General features: G+C 62.1%; 16 protein-coding genes and 1 tRNA gene. 4 read left to right on the plus strand and 13 right to left on the minus strand.

Annotated elements, in window-relative coordinates; all coding sequences use genetic code 11:
• Window positions 1-3: 3 nt before the first annotated feature.
• A complete protein-coding gene (locus tag HDE76_RS09400) occupies window positions 4-786 on the minus strand; it encodes an ABC transporter permease (protein ID WP_184506964.1) in 783 nt (260 codons plus the stop codon).
• Between the two features lies 1 nt (window position 787).
• Entirely contained in the window at window positions 788-1,732 is a 945-nt protein-coding gene (locus tag HDE76_RS09405) for an ABC transporter ATP-binding protein (protein WP_184506967.1), read from the minus strand.
• A gap of 316 nt (window positions 1,733-2,048) precedes the next feature.
• Here HDE76_RS09405 and HDE76_RS09410 point away from each other — a divergent pair, with 316 nt between their 5' ends.
• From HDE76_RS09410 to upp, 3 genes are all read left to right on the plus strand, one after another.
• Window positions 2,049-3,548 carry an aminotransferase class III-fold pyridoxal phosphate-dependent enzyme gene (locus HDE76_RS09410; protein WP_179479423.1) on the plus strand — a complete coding sequence of 500 codons (1,500 nt, stop codon included), beginning with the start codon at window positions 2,049-2,051 and terminating at the stop codon, window positions 3,546-3,548.
• 265 nt (window positions 3,549-3,813) lie between these two features.
• Window positions 3,814-4,086, plus strand: coding sequence for a PsiF family protein (locus HDE76_RS09415; protein ID WP_255481525.1), 273 nt, complete (start codon window positions 3,814-3,816; stop codon window positions 4,084-4,086).
• A gap of 136 nt (window positions 4,087-4,222) precedes the next feature.
• A complete protein-coding gene (gene upp, locus HDE76_RS09420) occupies window positions 4,223-4,870 on the plus strand; it encodes a uracil phosphoribosyltransferase (RefSeq protein ID WP_179479758.1) in 648 nt (215 codons plus the stop codon).
• Window positions 4,871-5,369: 499 nt separating this feature from the next.
• Here the strand turns inward: upp and pip are convergent, their stop codons facing one another.
• Window positions 5,370-6,314, minus strand: a complete 945-nt coding sequence (gene pip / locus HDE76_RS09425; protein WP_221262396.1) for a prolyl aminopeptidase — start codon at window positions 6,312-6,314, stop codon at window positions 5,370-5,372.
• Window positions 6,315-6,391: 77 nt separating this feature from the next.
• Complete coding sequence (locus HDE76_RS09430; protein ID WP_184506975.1) at window positions 6,392-7,783, minus strand: FAD-binding oxidoreductase; 1,392 nt, start codon at window positions 7,781-7,783, stop codon at window positions 6,392-6,394.
• Between the two features lie 122 nt (window positions 7,784-7,905).
• On the opposite strand from HDE76_RS09430, the gene serA reads away from it, so the two are divergent.
• On the plus strand, window positions 7,906-9,138 hold the full coding sequence (serA, locus tag HDE76_RS09435; protein ID WP_179479413.1) for a phosphoglycerate dehydrogenase: 1,233 nt from the start codon (window positions 7,906-7,908) through the stop codon (window positions 9,136-9,138).
• 251 nt (window positions 9,139-9,389) lie between these two features.
• Here serA and HDE76_RS09440 read toward each other — a convergent pair whose 3' ends face one another.
• The 9 genes from HDE76_RS09440 to infC form a co-directional block, all read right to left on the minus strand.
• The gene (locus HDE76_RS09440; RefSeq protein WP_179479756.1) at window positions 9,390-9,803 is read right to left on the minus strand and encodes a host attachment family protein; all 414 of its coding nucleotides are present in this window, start codon (window positions 9,801-9,803) and stop codon (window positions 9,390-9,392) included.
• 217 nt (window positions 9,804-10,020) lie between these two features.
• Window positions 10,021-10,097: transfer RNA gene (locus HDE76_RS09445), tRNA-Pro, on the minus strand.
• A gap of 71 nt (window positions 10,098-10,168) precedes the next feature.
• Window positions 10,169-10,525 (minus strand): MerR family transcriptional regulator, encoded by a 357-nt coding sequence (locus HDE76_RS09450; protein ID WP_056386704.1) that lies wholly within the window; start codon window positions 10,523-10,525, stop codon window positions 10,169-10,171.
• On the minus strand, window positions 10,506-10,805 hold the full coding sequence (gene ihfA, locus HDE76_RS09455; RefSeq protein ID WP_179479411.1) for an integration host factor subunit alpha: 300 nt from the start codon (window positions 10,803-10,805) through the stop codon (window positions 10,506-10,508). The genes HDE76_RS09450 and ihfA overlap by 20 nt, the downstream gene beginning before the upstream one ends.
• 1 nt (window position 10,806) lies before the next feature.
• The gene (pheT, locus tag HDE76_RS09460) at window positions 10,807-13,185 is read right to left on the minus strand and encodes a phenylalanine--tRNA ligase subunit beta (RefSeq protein WP_179479409.1); all 2,379 of its coding nucleotides are present in this window, start codon (window positions 13,183-13,185) and stop codon (window positions 10,807-10,809) included.
• A 123-nt stretch (window positions 13,186-13,308) separates the two neighbouring features.
• On the minus strand, window positions 13,309-14,304 hold the full coding sequence (gene pheS, locus HDE76_RS09465) for a phenylalanine--tRNA ligase subunit alpha (protein WP_179479407.1): 996 nt from the start codon (window positions 14,302-14,304) through the stop codon (window positions 13,309-13,311).
• 200 nt (window positions 14,305-14,504) lie between these two features.
• A complete protein-coding gene (gene rplT / locus HDE76_RS09470; protein ID WP_179479405.1) occupies window positions 14,505-14,888 on the minus strand; it encodes a 50S ribosomal protein L20 in 384 nt (127 codons plus the stop codon).
• A gap of 16 nt (window positions 14,889-14,904) precedes the next feature.
• Window positions 14,905-15,102, minus strand: coding sequence for a 50S ribosomal protein L35 (gene rpmI / locus HDE76_RS09475; protein WP_077445148.1), 198 nt, complete (start codon window positions 15,100-15,102; stop codon window positions 14,905-14,907).
• Between the two features lie 234 nt (window positions 15,103-15,336).
• Window positions 15,337-15,864 (minus strand): translation initiation factor IF-3, encoded by a 528-nt coding sequence (gene infC, locus HDE76_RS09480; protein WP_343205698.1) that lies wholly within the window; start codon window positions 15,862-15,864, stop codon window positions 15,337-15,339.
• Between the last annotated feature and the right edge of the window lie 44 nt (window positions 15,865-15,908).

Below are 15,908 nucleotides of genomic sequence, written 5' to 3' on the forward strand. Positions count from 1 at the left end.
ACTTCAACCGTAACGTCGCAGCTGACGTACGGCCAGCAGCAGAAAGACAATGGTGTATCCCGCCAGCGCCAGCACGTGCGGCAGCAGCGCACCGTTGTTCAGGCCCACGGCAGCGAGGGTGAGCTGGTTGAGGTGGTAGCTCGGCCAGATCGGCGCGATCGTTTGTAGAGCATGCGGCAGCATCGACAGCGGCAGCCACAGGCCGGAGAGAAAGGCCATCGGCAGGTAGACCAGGTTGAGCAAACCCGGCGCACCCTGCCCCTTGATTAGCGTCCCGACCAACATGCCCAGCGCGCAGAACGGCAGCACGCCGAACGCACCGGTCAGCATCAGCTTGGCTATCTGCGTCACACTGAGACTCACGTGCGCCAGAAACACGCCGATCAAAACCAGCAATACGGTAACGATGGTGGCCGCGATCATCGCCATCGCCATCTTGCCCAGCAGATACGCACCCGGCGGCATCGGCAGTGCCCGCTTCAATGTGAGCAGACCGCCGTCGCGTTCGATCGCCAGCGACACGCCGAAACCGAACAGTCCGGGTCCGATGATGCCGAACGCGCTATAGCTCGCCAGAAGGTAGCGTGAGGCTTCACCGTGATTCAGCAGCACGCCGAACATCAGATAGAACACGGTCGAAAACAGCAGCATCGGCAGAATGAATCCCGGCGCACGCAGATAGCGCAGGCATTCGCTGCGTGCCTCCGCCACATAGGCGCCGAACACGCGCTGCCACGGCATTGCGCTCGCAGCTGTGGAATCATTGATCGACAGAACGTTTTCCATATCAGGCAGCCTCGCGCTGGTCGGTAGTGGAGGACGGATCGGCGGACGACTGATCCGCATCGCGGGTGAGTTCGGTAAACGCTTCAGCCAGACCGGCACGCTGCACCTCCAGCTCGCTCAGGTGCGCGTCGGCATCGAGCAATCGGCGCACTATGGTTTCGGCTTCGGCCGTGGTGACGTGCAGACGCTTGTTGTCGCGGCGCACGTCGGTAACGTGCTGCCAGCTGCGCACCAGTTCGACATCCAGCGCGCTGATGCAGCGAATGCGTTTGAGCGACACGCGCGAACGCAGCGCTTCGACCGTACCTTCGTGAATCATGCGGCCATGCGCCATCACGCAGACGCGGTCGGCCAACGCTTCGGCTTCCTCCAGGTAATGCGTAGTAAGCAGCACCGAACAGCCTTCGGCGATCAGTTGGCGGATGGCCGTCCACAGCTTCTGACGTATCTCGATATCCATGCCGACCGTCGGCTCGTCCAGAAACAGCAGCTCGGGACGTCCACACAAGGCCAACGCAAACTGCACGCTGCGCTGCTGGCCGCCGGAGAGCTTGGCGTAAGGCCTCGGCAGCAGCTCGCCGATGCCGGCCAGCGCGGCGGTTTCGGCCAGCGGTCGCGGCGACGGGTAATAGCTGGCAGTCAACCGCAAGAGTTCGCCCACGCGCAGGGTCGGCGGCAGCGCGGCGTTCTGCAGCATCACGCCGATGCGGCGGCGCGCATCGATGTGCTGCGGATCCTGGCCGAACAGTTCGACCTTGCCACTATCGGCACGAATCAGGCCCAGCAGCAGCGCTATCGCTGTGGTCTTGCCGGCACCGTTGGGGCCGAGCAGCGCCAGCAGCTCGCCACGGCGAATCTGCAGATCGGCGCCGTCCAGCGCGGTGAGTCGTGCATAGGTTTTGATGACGCCATCGAGGCGGGCGATCGGGGCAGTGATGTCGGGCATGGGTGTTCCTCCTGTACTGCCGATGCTGGGCTTGTCGACGCGCCATAGGCAGTCGCCAGCGTCAGCGATCGCGGGTGACAGGAGTCATACAGGGGGTACCGGACCACCCCCTGCTCGCGCTATGCTCAAGGCCTGCTTGAGCCCGCCAGCCCTTGTGCGGCGGTGCATCAGAGGGCTTAGAGCCCGCAAAAGGGGCGGGGAATGCGCAACCGTTTCGGTGCAGCACACCCAACCCAGCGTCCGTATCGAGCATTGAAAAACCTGGCGGCCTGCTTTGCGTTCGGAGCGAGGCGCCGACGGGGTGAGGAGAAGCGTCATGCGAATGATTGAACAGCTGCGTGAACTGCGCGAATTCGGCGGCAAGCCGCGTACCGCCGGCCTGGATGACGCCAGCATCGAGCGGATGGCCGCGATCGATCCCAAACTGGTCGAAGCGATTGCCGATGCGGTGGCGCGTCACCGCGAACTGCGTGCTGACATGGCCGATTTTCTGAAGCTGGACGAGGTCGAGCAGTTGGCGCAGGCGCAGGCCGGCTTTATCAATTTCTACCCCGACGACGCGATCAATCCCTACCTGCCCGCGGCGGCCAGCGGCCCGTGGGTGGTGACGCTGAAAGGCGCGGTGCTGCACGACAACGGCGGCTACGGCATGCTCGGCTTCGGCCACAACCACCACGATATTACCGCGGTGATGGCCAAGCCGCAGGTCATGGCGAACGTCATGACGCCGAGCGTGGCGCAAATGCGCCTCAGCAAAGCCCTGCAGCGCGAGCTGGGCCACACCCGCGGCGGCAGCCCGTATACGCACATCATGTGCCTGAACTCGGGCTCGGAAAGCGTCAGCCTTGCCGGCCGTCTGGCCGACGTCAATACCAAGCTGATGACCGACGAAGGCGGCCCGCACGCCGGCCGCAAAATCAAGCGCATTGCCGTGCGCGGCGCGTTCCACGGTCGCACCGAGCTGCCCGCACTTTATTCGGACTCCACCCGCAAGACCTATCTGCAGCACCTGGGCAGCTTCAAGTTTCACAACGACCAGCTGCTGATCGTGGAGCCGTACAACGTCGAGCAGTTGAAGCAGACCTTTGCCGACGCCGAACAGAACGGCTGGCATATCGAAGCGATGTTCCTTGAGCCGGTGATGGGCGAAGGCGACCCGGGCCGCGCCGTGACGCCGCAGTTCTACGCCGCCGCCCGCGCGCTCACGAAAGCCCACGGCACCTTGCTGCTGGTCGACTCGATCCAGGCCGGCCTGCGCGCGCACGGCGTGCTGTCGATCATCGACTATCCCGGCTTCCAGGACTTCGAAGCGCCGGATATGGAAACCTATTCCAAGGCGCTCAACGGCGGCCAGTACCCGATGTCGGTACTCGCCGTGACCGAACGCACCGCCGCGCTGTACCGTAAGGGCATCTACGGCAACACGATGACGGCCAACCCCCGCGCGCTCGACGTGGCCTGCGCCGCGCTGGATCTGCTGACCGATGAACTGCGCAACAACATCCGCGACCGTGGTCACGAGTTTCTCGACAAGCTAAACGCGCTCAAGAGCGAGCTGGGCGGCATGATCACAAAGGTACAGGGCACCGGCCTGCTGTTTTCGTGCGAGCTGTCGAGCGACTACAAATGCTACGGCGCCGGCTCCACCGAGGAATACATGCGCGAGCGCGGCGTCGGCGTGATCCACGGCGGCGTCAATTCGCTGCGCTTCACCCCGCACTTCAACGTGACCAGCGCGGAAGTGGATTTGATCGTGGCAAACCTGCGCAAGGCGTTGCTCGAAGGCCCGTGCAAGGCCAGAGCCGAAGCCGCCTGACGTTATCGCGGTGCGGCGATGCTGTTTCAGCGACACATCGCCGCTGCTCTGTGTCATCTGCGACCAGTGCAGTTCAGCGGATACGGCAGAAGAAATAGGACTTCCCTCACTGCCGGTCTGCCGACCAGAAGCATAAACTGGCGCGGCCGGCGCTCGCCGGTCACCTAGGGAGGACTTCACGATGTCGACGACACTTCTTCGTACATTGGCGATAAGCGCGGCGTTTGCTTTCGCTGGAGCCGTTTTTGCGTCCCCGCAATCCAGCATGACCGGTCCTGCAGCCAAGACACCGACGCCGCAGCAGCAGCGCATGAGCGACTGCAACAAGCAGGCGACCGGCAAGAAGGGCGACGACCGCAAAACCTTCATGAGCAGTTGCCTGAAAGGTCAGACGACCGCCATGGCCGCGCCGACAAAGATGACCCAGCAGCAGAAAATGACCAGCTGCAATGCGGATGCCAAGACCAAGGCGCTCAAGGGAGCCGACCGCAAGACTTTCATGAGTTCGTGTCTGAAGAACGCTCCGGCTACTCCATAACCGGTGTATCGACCCGCAACCCCGCGTGCGGCTCTCGATTATCGAGATGCGCATGCGGGGTTGCTTCGTTAAGCTCAGGCGTTATCGGCACAGGGCAACATTCGAACCCGTGCCTCGCCAACGAAGAGCATCGCGCATGAAAATTGTTGAAGTCCGTCATCCGCTGATCCGACACAAGCTCGGCCTTATGCGCCGCGCCGGGATCAGCACTAAGGAGTTTCGCGAACTGGCCGGTGAAGTCGCCGCCTTGCTCACTTATGAAGCTACCGCCGACCTGGAAACCGTCGAGGAATCCATCGCCGGCTGGGCGGGCGATCCCGTGCCGGTGCAGCGCATCAAGGGCAAGAAGATCACCATCGTGCCGATCCTGCGCGCAGGCCTGGGCATGCTGCCCGGCGTGCTCGACATGATTCCGTCGGCCAAGGTCAGCGTGGTCGGACTGCAGCGGGATGAACACACCCTGCAACCGGTCACCTACTATGAAAAGCTCAGTGGCCGCATGGACGAACGCATCGCCCTGATCGTCGACCCGATGCTAGCTACCGCCGGCACCCTGATCGCCACCGTCGACATGCTCAAGGCGGCCGGCTGCAAACGGATCAAAGGCATCTTCCTGGTCGCCGCGCCCGAAGGCCTAAGAAACATCGAAGCCGCACACCCCGACATCGAGATCTACACCGCCGCCATCGACGATCACCTCAACGAAAACGGCTATATCTTGCCGGGCCTGGGCGACGCCGGCGACAAGATTTTCGGAACGAAACAACTGCCGTCGAACGATTGAAATTGGCCTGACATCGAATAGACGTCCATCACGCATTACGCGTTTATCGATTTCGAGAGGTGCGCTTCGACTTCGGCACAACGGACCTGCTCTCAGGGTAAACGGTAGGTGCGTCTCTTGCGGTTACGCCGGAAGCGCGCCGCTGTTCACCCCCCAATGTGGCGGTGAATTGGAGACGATAGGCCCGCTAGGGGAATCGGCACGATGCCGATTCCTTTTCGCCAGCACACGGACGTGCTGTCGAAAAGCCCGGCTTCAATTCACGGACTTGCCGAGCGAAGCCCGGCAAGCGCCAAGTGGGGTGGCCTCTCTTTTACTCCGGGCATCCTGCCCTTCGCCCTTCGCCCTTCTGGCCAGCTTCGCTGCTCGCGCCGCTCCTGCGGCGCAGTGGTGACTTTTCTCTAGCCATCAGAGAAAAGTTACTCGCCTTCCGCAGGAGGACGAAAGCTCTGTTTTTTATTCGAAACGCCGATGAAGGAAGGCAAAACACAACAAAACCTTAGCGACCAAAGCGATCCGTCGCCTCCAGCAACTCATGCATGATGCCCGGCTCGAACGCCGAATGACCCGCATCCTGCACGATCTTCAGATCCGCTTCGGGCCAGGCGCGATGCAGATCCCATGCGCTGCGCATCGGGCAGACCACGTCGTAGCGACCCTGCACGATAACGGCGGGAATATGGCGAATGCGCTCGACGTTGCGCAGCAGCTGATCGTCATGCTCGAGGAAGCCGCCGTTGACGAAGTAATGGCACTCGATGCGGGCGAACGCCAGCGCAAACTCGTCCTCCCCGCTGGACGCGATGTGCGTGCGGTCCTGCCACAGAAAACTGGTCGCACCTTCCCATACCGACCAGGCGCGCGCGGCAGCCACGCGGGTTGCCGCATCCGGACTGGTGAGGCGGCGGTAATACGCGCTCATCATGTCGGCGCGTTCCACTTCGGGAATCGCGTCGCGATAGGTTTCCCAGGCGTCGGCATACAGCGAATTGCAGCCTTGCTGATAAAACCACTCCAGCTCGGATCGACGCAGCAGAAAAATGCCGCGCAGCACGAGCTCGGTCACCTTGTCCGGATGCGTTTGTGCATAGGCCAGCGCCAGGGTCGAACCCCATGAGCCGCCGAACACCTGCCAGCGATCGATCGACAGGTGCGTGCGTATGCGCTCAATGTCGGCGACCAGATCCCAGGTGGTGTTGTCAGTGAGCTCCGCGTGCGGCGTGGATTTGCCGCAGCCGCGCTGATCGAACAGCACAATGCGATAGATCGCCGGGTCGAAGAAGCGCCGGCACTTCGGATTGGTGCCGCCGCCGGGACCGCCATGAAGAAACACCACCGGCTTGCCGTTCGGATTGCCGTTCTCTTCGTAGTACAGCGTGTGCAGCGGCGAGACTGCCAGCGTGCCACTGTTGAAGGGCTCGATCTCGGGATAAAGCGAACGCAGGGTCGACGGCATGATGACTCCAGGAGGCGTGCAAACTCAGCGTCCAAGGCTACCACGCAAGCGCTGTCGAGCCGATTTCACCCGTCGGTAAACAGCTTGCCGGGGTTGAGTATGCCGCGCGGATCGAACACCTTGCGCACCCCTTTCATCAGCAGAATCTCAGCCGCGTCGCGCGTGCTTTCCAGATACGCGCGCTTGACCAGGCCGATGCCGTGCTCGGCCGAGATGCTGCCGCCGTGATTCTTCAGCGTGGCGGCCAGCAGCTTGGTGACGTGCTCGCACTGCGCGATAAACGCGTCCTCATCCAGATCGTCCGGCCGCAGCACGTTGATGTGCAGATTGCCGTCGCCGATGTGACCGAACCAGACCACCTCGATATGCGGATACTCGTGCGCCAGCAGCGCCTGCATCTCGTGCAGAAACGCCGGCACGGTGCTGACCTTTACCGACACGTCGTTCTTGTAAGGCCGATGCGGCGCCAAGCTTTCGGTAATGCCTTCGCGCAATCGCCACAACGCCGCGGCCTGCGCGTCGCTCTGCGCCAGCACGCCGTCGCTGACCCAGCCTTTTTCCACCGCCTGCTCGAAGGTCGCCAGCGCGAGCTCCTGCGTGTTTTCGTCGACCGCGTCGAACTGGGTAACCACGTAATACGGGTGCTCGCCTTCGATCGCGCGCTGCGCCCCGTGCGCCAGCACGTGATGCAATGCACGATCGGTAAAAAACTCGAACGCCTGCAGCGACAGCTGCGCGCGGAACAGCGCAAACACCTGCATCAGCGCATCCATGTCAGGCAGCGCCAGCAGCATGACCTGCGACGGCAGCGGCCGATCGGTGAGCTTCAGCGTGGCCTCGACCACGATGCCCAGCGTGCCCTCCGAGCCGATCATCAGCTGGCGAAAATCGTAGCCGCTGGAGTTCTTGATCAGGCCACGGTTGAACTCGATCAGCTCGCCGTTGCCGGCAACCACCTTCAGCGAGGCGATCCACTCGCGCGTGTTGCCGTAGCGGATCACCCGAATGCCGCCGGCGTTGGTGGCGATGTTCCCGCCGATCGAACACGAACCGCGCGCCGCGAAATCGACCGGATAGAGCAGGCCGTGTTCGGCCGACGCGTCGTGCACCGCCTGCAGCGTAATGCCTGGCTGCACGGTCAGCGTGCGATCGACGGCGTTGAAGTCGAGCACGCGATTCATCCGCTCCAGGCTCAACACCAGTTCGCCGTTGGCCGCCACCGCGCCGCCGGACAGGCCGGTACGTCCACCAGACGGCACCAGCGCGATATTCGAATCGTTCGCCCAGCGCACGATGGCCTGCACCTCGTCGATACTCGCCGGCAGTGCGATCGCCAGCGGCGCGGGCGTCCAGCGGCGGGTCCAGTCGCGACCGTAATGCTCTAGATCGCCCGGCTCGGTGAGCACGCGCAATTCGGGCAGTCGTTGACGCAGTTCGGCGAGCGGGTGGGTCGACATACAGGGCTCCAGGGGGGCCAACGAAGCCTGCCAGCCGTGCGCCATCGCGTCCAGTGCTGCATTGCCACACAGCCTGTCTCGCTCTGGCATAGTAAGGGCCATCATTTGTGTGGAAGCTCGTCATGGAAACCTCGTATCCCCGCCAAGACATCAAGGTGCTGCTGCTGGAAGGCGTCAGCGCCAGCGGTGTCGAGGTTTTCCACCGAGCCGGCTACAGCCAGGTCGAGTTGCACAGCAAATCGCTGCCCGATGCCGAGCTCAAGCAGCGCATCGCCGATGCGCATATCGTGGGCATCCGTTCGCGCACCCAGCTCACCGACGACGTGCTGGCGCACGCCAAGCGACTGATCGCGGTCGGCTGCTTCTGCATCGGCACCAACCAGGTGGATCTGGGCGCGGCGCGCAAGCTCGGTATTCCGGTGTTCAATGCGCCCTACTCCAACACGCGCAGCGTGGCCGAACTGGTGATCGCCGAGGCGATCATGCTGCTGCGTGGCATCCCGCAGAAGAACGCGCTGTGCCATCGAGGCGGCTGGACCAAGTCGGCCGCCGGCAGCTTCGAAACGCGCGACAAGGTGCTGGGCATCGTCGGCTACGGCCACATCGGCACCCAGGTCGGCGTGCTGGCCGAAGGGCTGGGCATGCGGGTGATCTTCTACGACATCGAAGCGAAGCTCTCGCTGGGCAACGCGCGCGCCGTACACAGCCTGGACGAGCTGCTGGAACGCGCCGACGTGGTGACCCTGCACGTGCCGGAAACGCCGGCCACGCAGATGATGATCGGCGCCGAGCAGCTGGCGAAAATGCACGAGGGCGCGATGCTGATCAACGCCTCGCGCGGCACCGTGGTGGATATCGACGCCCTGGCCGAAGCACTGCGTGCCGGTCATCTGGCCGGTGCGGCGGTCGACGTATTCCCAGTCGAGCCCAAGGGCAACGACGACGCCTTCGTCTCGCCGTTGGTCGGCATGGACAACGTCATCCTCACTCCGCATATCGGCGGCAGCACGCTGGAAGCGCAGGACAATATCGGCATCGAAGTGGCCAGCAAGCTGATCCGCTACAGCGACAACGGCTCGACGCTGTCGGCGGTGAATTTCCCCGAAGTCACTCTGCCTGAGCACCCCAACAGCTACCGCCTGCTGCATATCCACCGCAACGTGCCGGGCATGCTCGCGCGCATCAACGAGCTGTTCTCCAACGGCAACATGAATGTGGACGCCCAGTTCCTGCAGACCGACAGCGAAGTCGGCTACGTCGTGATCGACGTGACTGCCGACGAGGCCCAGGCCACCGCCCTGAAAAGCCAGCTGGCGGCGATACCGGGGACTTTGCGCAGTCGGGTTCTTTATTGACGCGGTAGATATTCGCTATCCGGCAGTCGTCAACGACGCATTGGAAACTCTAAAGCATCAGCCATTGGCGTCAGCCTGGCTCGATCGCTTGAATATCCATCACCTCTTCATCGACTGTCCTGTTTGCTCGCAAGTGCAATAAAAAAGCGCCCTTATGCGCTTTTTTATTGCTTGCCACATTGGCTGGGTCTATATCGATAGAGTGCATCGCCATCGTTTTGACCCGAAATCATCGACTGATCGCATCTCGATCAATCGTGGGCCTGCAGGATTTTCTCGATGTCTTCGAGGGTGGAATTGGTCAGTGTCTTGGCCAGCTCGCCCGTGATGCGCTTAGTTGTTTCCATGTGCAACTGCGGCCGGATTTCGCCCAGCGTCTTGGGATCGGCGATCAGGAAAAGGTGCTCGAATTCCTGCTTCAACGCCGCGGCGTTCAGGCGATGCACAAGCTGCTTGGCAAAGGTTGCCTCGTCGTTCTGCTCGGGACTCTCCTCCGGCGGACGATGTCCCGATGGACCCTGCCCTTGTTCATCGACCACTTCAAACTTCACGATGTCTTCCTGCTTCAGCCGCAGCGCATCGCCTTTACCGATATTGTGAAATAAGCGGGCGTGAGTGCCATCGGCGACCACGACCCAGGTACCCGTAGGAATCTTGTGCATCAGTTACTCCTTTAAGCGGAGGCACACTACAAACGTTGCGCCTCGTTCTATGCAACGTAGCCTTGACAGCGTGATGGCGCCGATAAAGAATCGTGTGGACGACCTTACGTCCTACGGCACGCCCGGAGGCATTCCAAATGACAGACGTTGACCGGCTCCCTGCGCCTTTTCGGACCAACAAAAAAGCGCCCGGAAGGGCGCTTTTCTTATTTCACTGAATTGGTCGGGGCGGCGGGATTCGAACCCACGACCCTCTGCCCCCCAGGCAGATGCGCTACCAGGCTGCGCTACGCCCCGACTGCATTCAAGTCGGCCATTCTAACAGCACACAGGTACATCCCGGAAGCAAAAACGCAGCGCGCGCTGGCTCAGCGACGCAGCAGCGTCAGCACTTCTTCCAATTCCATGCGCACCTGACGCACGATCTGATGCGAGATGCTGGCCTCCATACGCGCCTGCGGGCCTTCCAGACGCGCGCGCGCGCCGGTGATGGTGAAACCCTCGTCGTACAACAGCGACCGGATTTGCCGGATCATCAGCACATCGTGACGCTGATAGTAACGACGGTTGCCGCGGCGCTTGACCGGATTGAGCGCAGGAAATTCCTGCTCCCAGTAGCGCAGCACATGAGGCTTCACACCGCACAATTCGCCGACCTCACCGATGGTGAAGTAGCGCTTGGCCGGTATGGCAGGTAGTTCGGTGTTATTCCCTTGATCCAGCATACCCTTCCACTCTTACCTTGAGTTTTTGCCCTGGACGGAACGTCACCACGCGCCGGGCAGAGATGGGAATCTCCTCACCGGTTTTAGGATTACGTCCAGGCCGCTGGTTTTTCAACCGCAGATCGAAATTGCCGAAACCGGACAGTTTGACCTGCTCCCCGTTTTCCAATGCCCCACGCACTTCTTCGAAGTACGCATCCACGAATTCTTTCGCCTCACGCTTGTTGAGGCCCACTTCGAGGAATAGCCGCTCGGCCATTTCCGCCTTGGTCAGCGCCATGTCATCCTCGTAACTTTGCCTTGCATGTTTGCTCCAACGCAGCAATTGCTTCCCGTACGCAACGGTCCGCGTCGTCGTCAGTAAGGGTGCGTGAAGCGTCCTGTAAAATCAAGCCCATAGCGAGGCTTTTTCGGCCCGCTTCGACGCCTTTACCGCTGTAACGGTCGAACAGCAGCAGCTGCTTCAGCCGTGTAACGAGGGTTGCACGCACAGTTTGCTCGATTTGCGACCAGCTGATCTCCTCCGGCAGGTCCATGGCGATATCCCGACGCACCGTAGGAAATCGCGATACCGGCTGGGCACTCGGCAGGCGTCGGGCGAGCACCGGCTCCAAGGCCAGTTCCAGCACGTGAACGTCGGCGCCCAGATCGAGCACCTTGGCCAACTGGGGGTGCAATGCTCCGAGATAACCCACTGTCTGCCCGTCGCGCGCGACCCGCGCAGCGCGGCCCGGATGCAGCCAGGGCGGCAAGCTATCTGCATGCACCGACCAGCGCGACGGCTCGCCGCCCCAGGCGATCAGCGCATCGAGATCGCCCTTGATGTCATGGAAGTCGAGCATGCGCGATGGCTCACCCCACTGCTCTTCGCGCGCGCTGCCGCACGCGACGATGGCCACGCTCGGCGTTTCGACCGGTGGATTGCCCGCCGCAAACACGCTGGCCACTTCGAACAGACGAACGCGATCCTGCTGGCGTGCACGATTGTGCCGCAGCGCTTCGATCAAGCCCGGCAACAGCGAGGGCCGCATGATCGCCAGATCCGCCGAGAGCGGATTGGCCAGCGGCACGAGGCGCTCGGTGAAACCCCAGCGCGTCAGCAGGTCCGCCGCGACAAAGGAAAGGTTCACCGCCTCGTAGTAGCCGCGCGCGGCCAACTGCTCGCGCAGGGCCAGTTCGTTGATGCGCGCCTCCGGCTCGATCGCCAGCACCAGCGCACCGGCGGGCGTATGCGTGGGGATATTGTCGTAGCCGAAGATGCGCGCGACCTCTTCGATCAGATCTTCCTCGCGCTCGATATCGAAACGGCTGCTGGGCGCGGTGATGCGCCAACCTTCCCCGCTCGATTCCACCTGCATGCCCAGCGCGGTGAAGATGCGCGCGACCTCGGCGTCGGCCACTTCGACGCCGAGCACACGCTGGAGACGTGCGCGGCGCAGCGTGACCGGCACCGGTGCCGGTAGATCGGCGAGATTCTCGGCCACCAGGACTGGACCGGCCTTGCCGCCAGCGATCGACAGCAGCAGCTCGGTGGCGCGCTCCAGCGCACGCCGCGGCAGCTCGGGATCGACGCCGCGCTCGAAGCGATGCGACGCATCGGTATGCAAACCCAGCTTGCGCGCGCGGCCCATGATGGCGGCGGGGACAAAGTGCGCCGACTCGAGAAAGACGTTGTGCGTGGCATCGGTAACCCGCGAATCGAAGCCGCCCATCACGCCGGCCACCGCGAGCGCGTTTTTCTCGTCGGCGATCAGCACAAACGTGTCATCGAGCTTGGCTTCACTGCCGTCGAGCAGCTTCAGCGTTTCGCCCGCGTGCGCGTGACGTACCACGATATCGCCGTGCAGCTTGTCGTTGTCGAAGGCGTGCATCGGCTGACCCAGTTCCAGCATCACGTACGCGGTGATGTCGACCACTGCGCTGATGGAGCGCAGACCGGAACGGCGCAAGCGCTCGGCCAACCAGAGCGGACTGCGCGCCGTCGGGTCGATGCCTTCAACGATACGGCCCAGGTAGCGCGGCGCGTCCTTGCCGGCGTCGAGACGAATGCCCCGATGCGTGTCGGTCGTTACCGCGGCGGGCACCTGCTCGGCGACTTTCACTCGGCTGCCAAACAAGGCGGCCACATCGTGCGCCAGGCCAACCAGGCCGAGGCAGTCGGGACGATTCGGGGTGAGCTTCAGTTCGAAGCTGGCGTCAGGCAGGCCGAGATAAGCCGCCAGTGGCTGGCCCACCGGCGCGTCAAGCGGAAGCTCGAGCAAGCCGGAGGCATCGGTATCAATTGCCAGTTCCTTGGCCGAACAAAGCATGCCGAACGATTCCACGCCACGCAGCTTGGCCGCCTTGATCGCGATACCGTTGGGAAGATTGGCCCCGACCTTGGCCAGCGGCACCTTGATGCCGACGCGTGCGTTGGGCGCGCCGCAGACAATCTGCAGCGGTTCGGCCAAGCCCGCGTCGACCTTGCATACCTGCAGCCGATCCGCTTCGGGATGCTTTTCGGCCGAAATAATTTCCGCCACCACCACGCCATCGAGATGTTCGCCAAGCGTGGTCAGCTCCTCCACCTCGAGCCCGGCCATGGTCAGCGCGTGCGCCAACTCGGCGCGATCGGCCTTTATCTCGACGAGTTCACGCAGCCAGTTTTCGGAGAATTTCATAGATGCTCACTGTGTTCGAAAAGCGGGACGAGGGACGAGTAGCGAGGGCGGCACTTCCAGCCTTTTGGCAACAGCATGAACCACGCTCTCGCTACTCGCCCCTCTGCGCTCGTCCCTTGCGTCTTAAGCAAACTGCTTGAGAAAGCGCAGATCGTTCTCGAAGAACGCGCGCAGATCGGAAACGCCGTAGCGCAGCATGGCGAAGCGCTCCACGCCCAGACCGAAAGCAAAGCCGGTATAGCGCTCCGGATCGATGCCGCAGTTTTTCAGCACGTTCGGATGCACCATGCCGCAGCCCAGCACTTCGAGCCAGCGCGTGCTGCCGTCTTGGGCGTCCCAACGGATGTCGACTTCGGCCGACGGCTCGGTAAACGGGAAGTAGCTCGGACGAAAACGCATCTCGAAGTCGCGCTCGAAAAACGCGCGAATGAATTCGGCCAGGGTACCTTTCAGATCGGCGAAGCTGGAGGTTTCGTCGATCAGCAGACCTTCGATCTGATGAAACATCGGCGAGTGGGTCTGATCCGAGTCGCTGCGATAGACCTTGCCCGGCGCAATGATGCGGATCGGTGGCTGTTTATCCTTCATGGACCGGATCTGCACCGGCGAGGTATGCGTGCGCAGCAGCCGGCCGTCACCGAAGTAAAAGGTGTCGTGCATGGCGCGCGCGGGATGATGCGGCGGAAAATTCAGCGCCTCGAAATTGTGCCAGTCGTCCTCGATCTCCGGACCGTCGGCGCGCTGGTAGCCCAACCGCGAAAAGATCGACGCGATGCGCTCCAGCGCGCGCGTGATCGGATGAATGCCACCGCGCTCGCCGTCGCGACCCGGCAGGCTGATGTCAAGCTTCTCCGACGCCAGGCGGCGATCGAGCTCGGCCTGTTCCAGCGCCTGCTTACGTGCGGCCAATGCCTCAGCGAGACGATCCTTGACTGTGTTCACTTCGGCGCCACGCGCCTTGCGTGCGTCGGGCGCCAGCGCGCCCAGTGCTTTCAATGCGGCAGTGACAATGCCGCTCTTGCCGAGCAGGCTAACGCGCAACGCATCAAGCGACTCCAGCGTGTCGGACTTGTCGATTTCTGCCAGCGCCTGCGTGGCGCGGCTTTCCAGGTCGTCCATCAATGCGACTCCGGTGTTGCCTAGTAAATAGATCCACTGAGCGGATCCGCGAATTCCCCAACCAGGTTCCTTAAAAACGCATCTTCAACAAACGCCGCGTTCCGTAAAAACCGTATTCCAGAAACGAAAGGGGGAAGAGGTTTTCGCCTCTTCCCCGCTTGCTTTCAATCACATCGCACTGGCGCCGAAGCGCCCGACGATCAAGCGGCCTTAGTGGCCTTCGCTTTCTCGGCGATGCTGGCCTTGGCCTTCTCAGCGATCACTTCGAATGCCTTGATGTCATGCACCGCGATATCGGCCAGCACCTTGCGGTCGACTTCGATACCGGCAAGCAGCAGGCCATTGATCAAGCGGCTATAGGAAAGACCGAACATGCGTGCTGCCGCATTGATACGGACAATCCACAGCGCGCGGAACTGACGCTTGCGCTGCTTGCGGCCGATATAGGCGTACTGACCGGCCTTGATGACGGCCTGATTGGCAACGCGGAAGACCTTGCGGCGGGCGTTGTAATAGCCCTTGGCACGACCGATAACTTTTTTGTGACGACGACGGGCGGTAACGCCACGCTTTACACGAGCCATGGTTTATCTCCTCGTCTTACAAGTACGGCAACATGCGCGCTACACCTTTGGTGTCACACGCCTTGAGATGATTCGGTGCACGCAGACCGCGCTTACGCTTGGTCGACTTCTTGGTCAGGATGTGTGACTTGAAGGCGTGGCCGCACTTGATCTTGCCCGACGCGGTCTTGCGAAAACGCTTCGCCGCCGCCCGGTTGGTCTTGATCTTGGGCATAACTATTTCCTTGTGTGAGAACGCCTGTTGGAGTGGGCGTCCCGGTTTCTGACTGATCTGGCGGTGCCTCGGAGTCCTTGGGAATCCGGCCACACTTTCCGTCCTGCCACGATCGGTGCACGACCCATCCGGCGGGTCGAACCGCGAATTGTACGGGCAAACGCGGCGACATGCCAGTCGCCGCTTGCCAAATCATCCGATGATGAAAACGGCGGCCGGCGGCCGCCGAAAGCCTCAGGACTTTTTCTTCGGACCGATCATCATGACCATCTGACGGCCTTCCAGACGCGGAAAGGACTCGATCTGGCCATTCTCGCCGACGTCTTCCTGGATCTTCTTGGCCAGATTCTGGCCCAGATCCTGATGCGACATCTCGCGGCCGCGGAAGCGGATGGTGACCTTGACCTTGTCGCCTTCCTCGAGGAAGCGAAGCATGTTGCGCAGCTTGATCTGGTAGTCGCCCACGTCCGTGACCGGACGGAACTTCACTTCCTTGATCTCGACCTGCTTCTGCTTCTTCTTGGCGGCCTGTGCCTTCTTCTGCGCTTCGAACTTGAACTTGCCGTAGTCCATGATGCGGCAGACCGGCGGATCGCCGTTCGGCTGGATCTCGACCAGATCCATGCCAGCTTCCTGCGCCAGCGCCAGCGCCTCGTCGCGGGTCAGAATGCCGAGCTGTTCGGCTTCGGCACCAATAACACGTACCCGTGGCACACGGATTTCCAGGTTGCGACGATTGCCTTTGTTGTCGGTGGTTGCGATACCACGATCCTCCAGAAGAATGAATTGAACTGACCGCCAAGCGC

It is taken from the genome of Rhodanobacter sp. ANJX3 (assembly GCF_014200755.1).
Lineage (GTDB): Bacteria > Pseudomonadota > Gammaproteobacteria > Xanthomonadales > Rhodanobacteraceae > Rhodanobacter.

Bases quoted from the DNA above. Each gene is read 5' to 3' on its own strand.
- HDE76_RS09430 (WP_184506975.1), bottom strand. From the start codon at position 7,783: ATGTCGACCCACCCGCTCGCCGAACTGCGTCAACGACTGCCCGAATTG.
- HDE76_RS09415 (WP_255481525.1), top strand. From the start codon at position 3,814: ATGACCGGTCCTGCAGCCAAGACACCGACGCCGCAGCAGCAGCGCATG.
- serA (WP_179479413.1), top strand. From the start codon at position 7,906: ATGGAAACCTCGTATCCCCGCCAAGACATCAAGGTGCTGCTGCTGGAA.
- upp (WP_179479758.1), top strand. From the start codon at position 4,223: ATGAAAATTGTTGAAGTCCGTCATCCGCTGATCCGACACAAGCTCGGC.
- pheS (WP_179479407.1), bottom strand. From the start codon at position 14,304: ATGGACGACCTGGAAAGCCGCGCCACGCAGGCGCTGGCAGAAATCGAC.
- pheT (WP_179479409.1), bottom strand. From the start codon at position 13,185: ATGAAATTCTCCGAAAACTGGCTGCGTGAACTCGTCGAGATAAAGGCC.
- rpmI (WP_077445148.1), bottom strand. From the start codon at position 15,102: ATGCCCAAGATCAAGACCAACCGGGCGGCGGCGAAGCGTTTTCGCAAG.
- ihfA (WP_179479411.1), bottom strand. From the start codon at position 10,805: ATGGCGCTGACCAAGGCGGAAATGGCCGAGCGGCTATTCCTCGAAGTG.
- rplT (WP_179479405.1), bottom strand. From the start codon at position 14,888: ATGGCTCGTGTAAAGCGTGGCGTTACCGCCCGTCGTCGTCACAAAAAA.
- HDE76_RS09400 (WP_184506964.1), bottom strand. From the start codon at position 786: ATGGAAAACGTTCTGTCGATCAATGATTCCACAGCTGCGAGCGCAATG.
- HDE76_RS09450 (WP_056386704.1), bottom strand. From the start codon at position 10,525: ATGCTGGATCAAGGGAATAACACCGAACTACCTGCCATACCGGCCAAG.
- HDE76_RS09410 (WP_179479423.1), top strand. From the start codon at position 2,049: ATGCGAATGATTGAACAGCTGCGTGAACTGCGCGAATTCGGCGGCAAG.
- HDE76_RS09405 (WP_184506967.1), bottom strand. From the start codon at position 1,732: ATGCCCGACATCACTGCCCCGATCGCCCGCCTCGATGGCGTCATCAAA.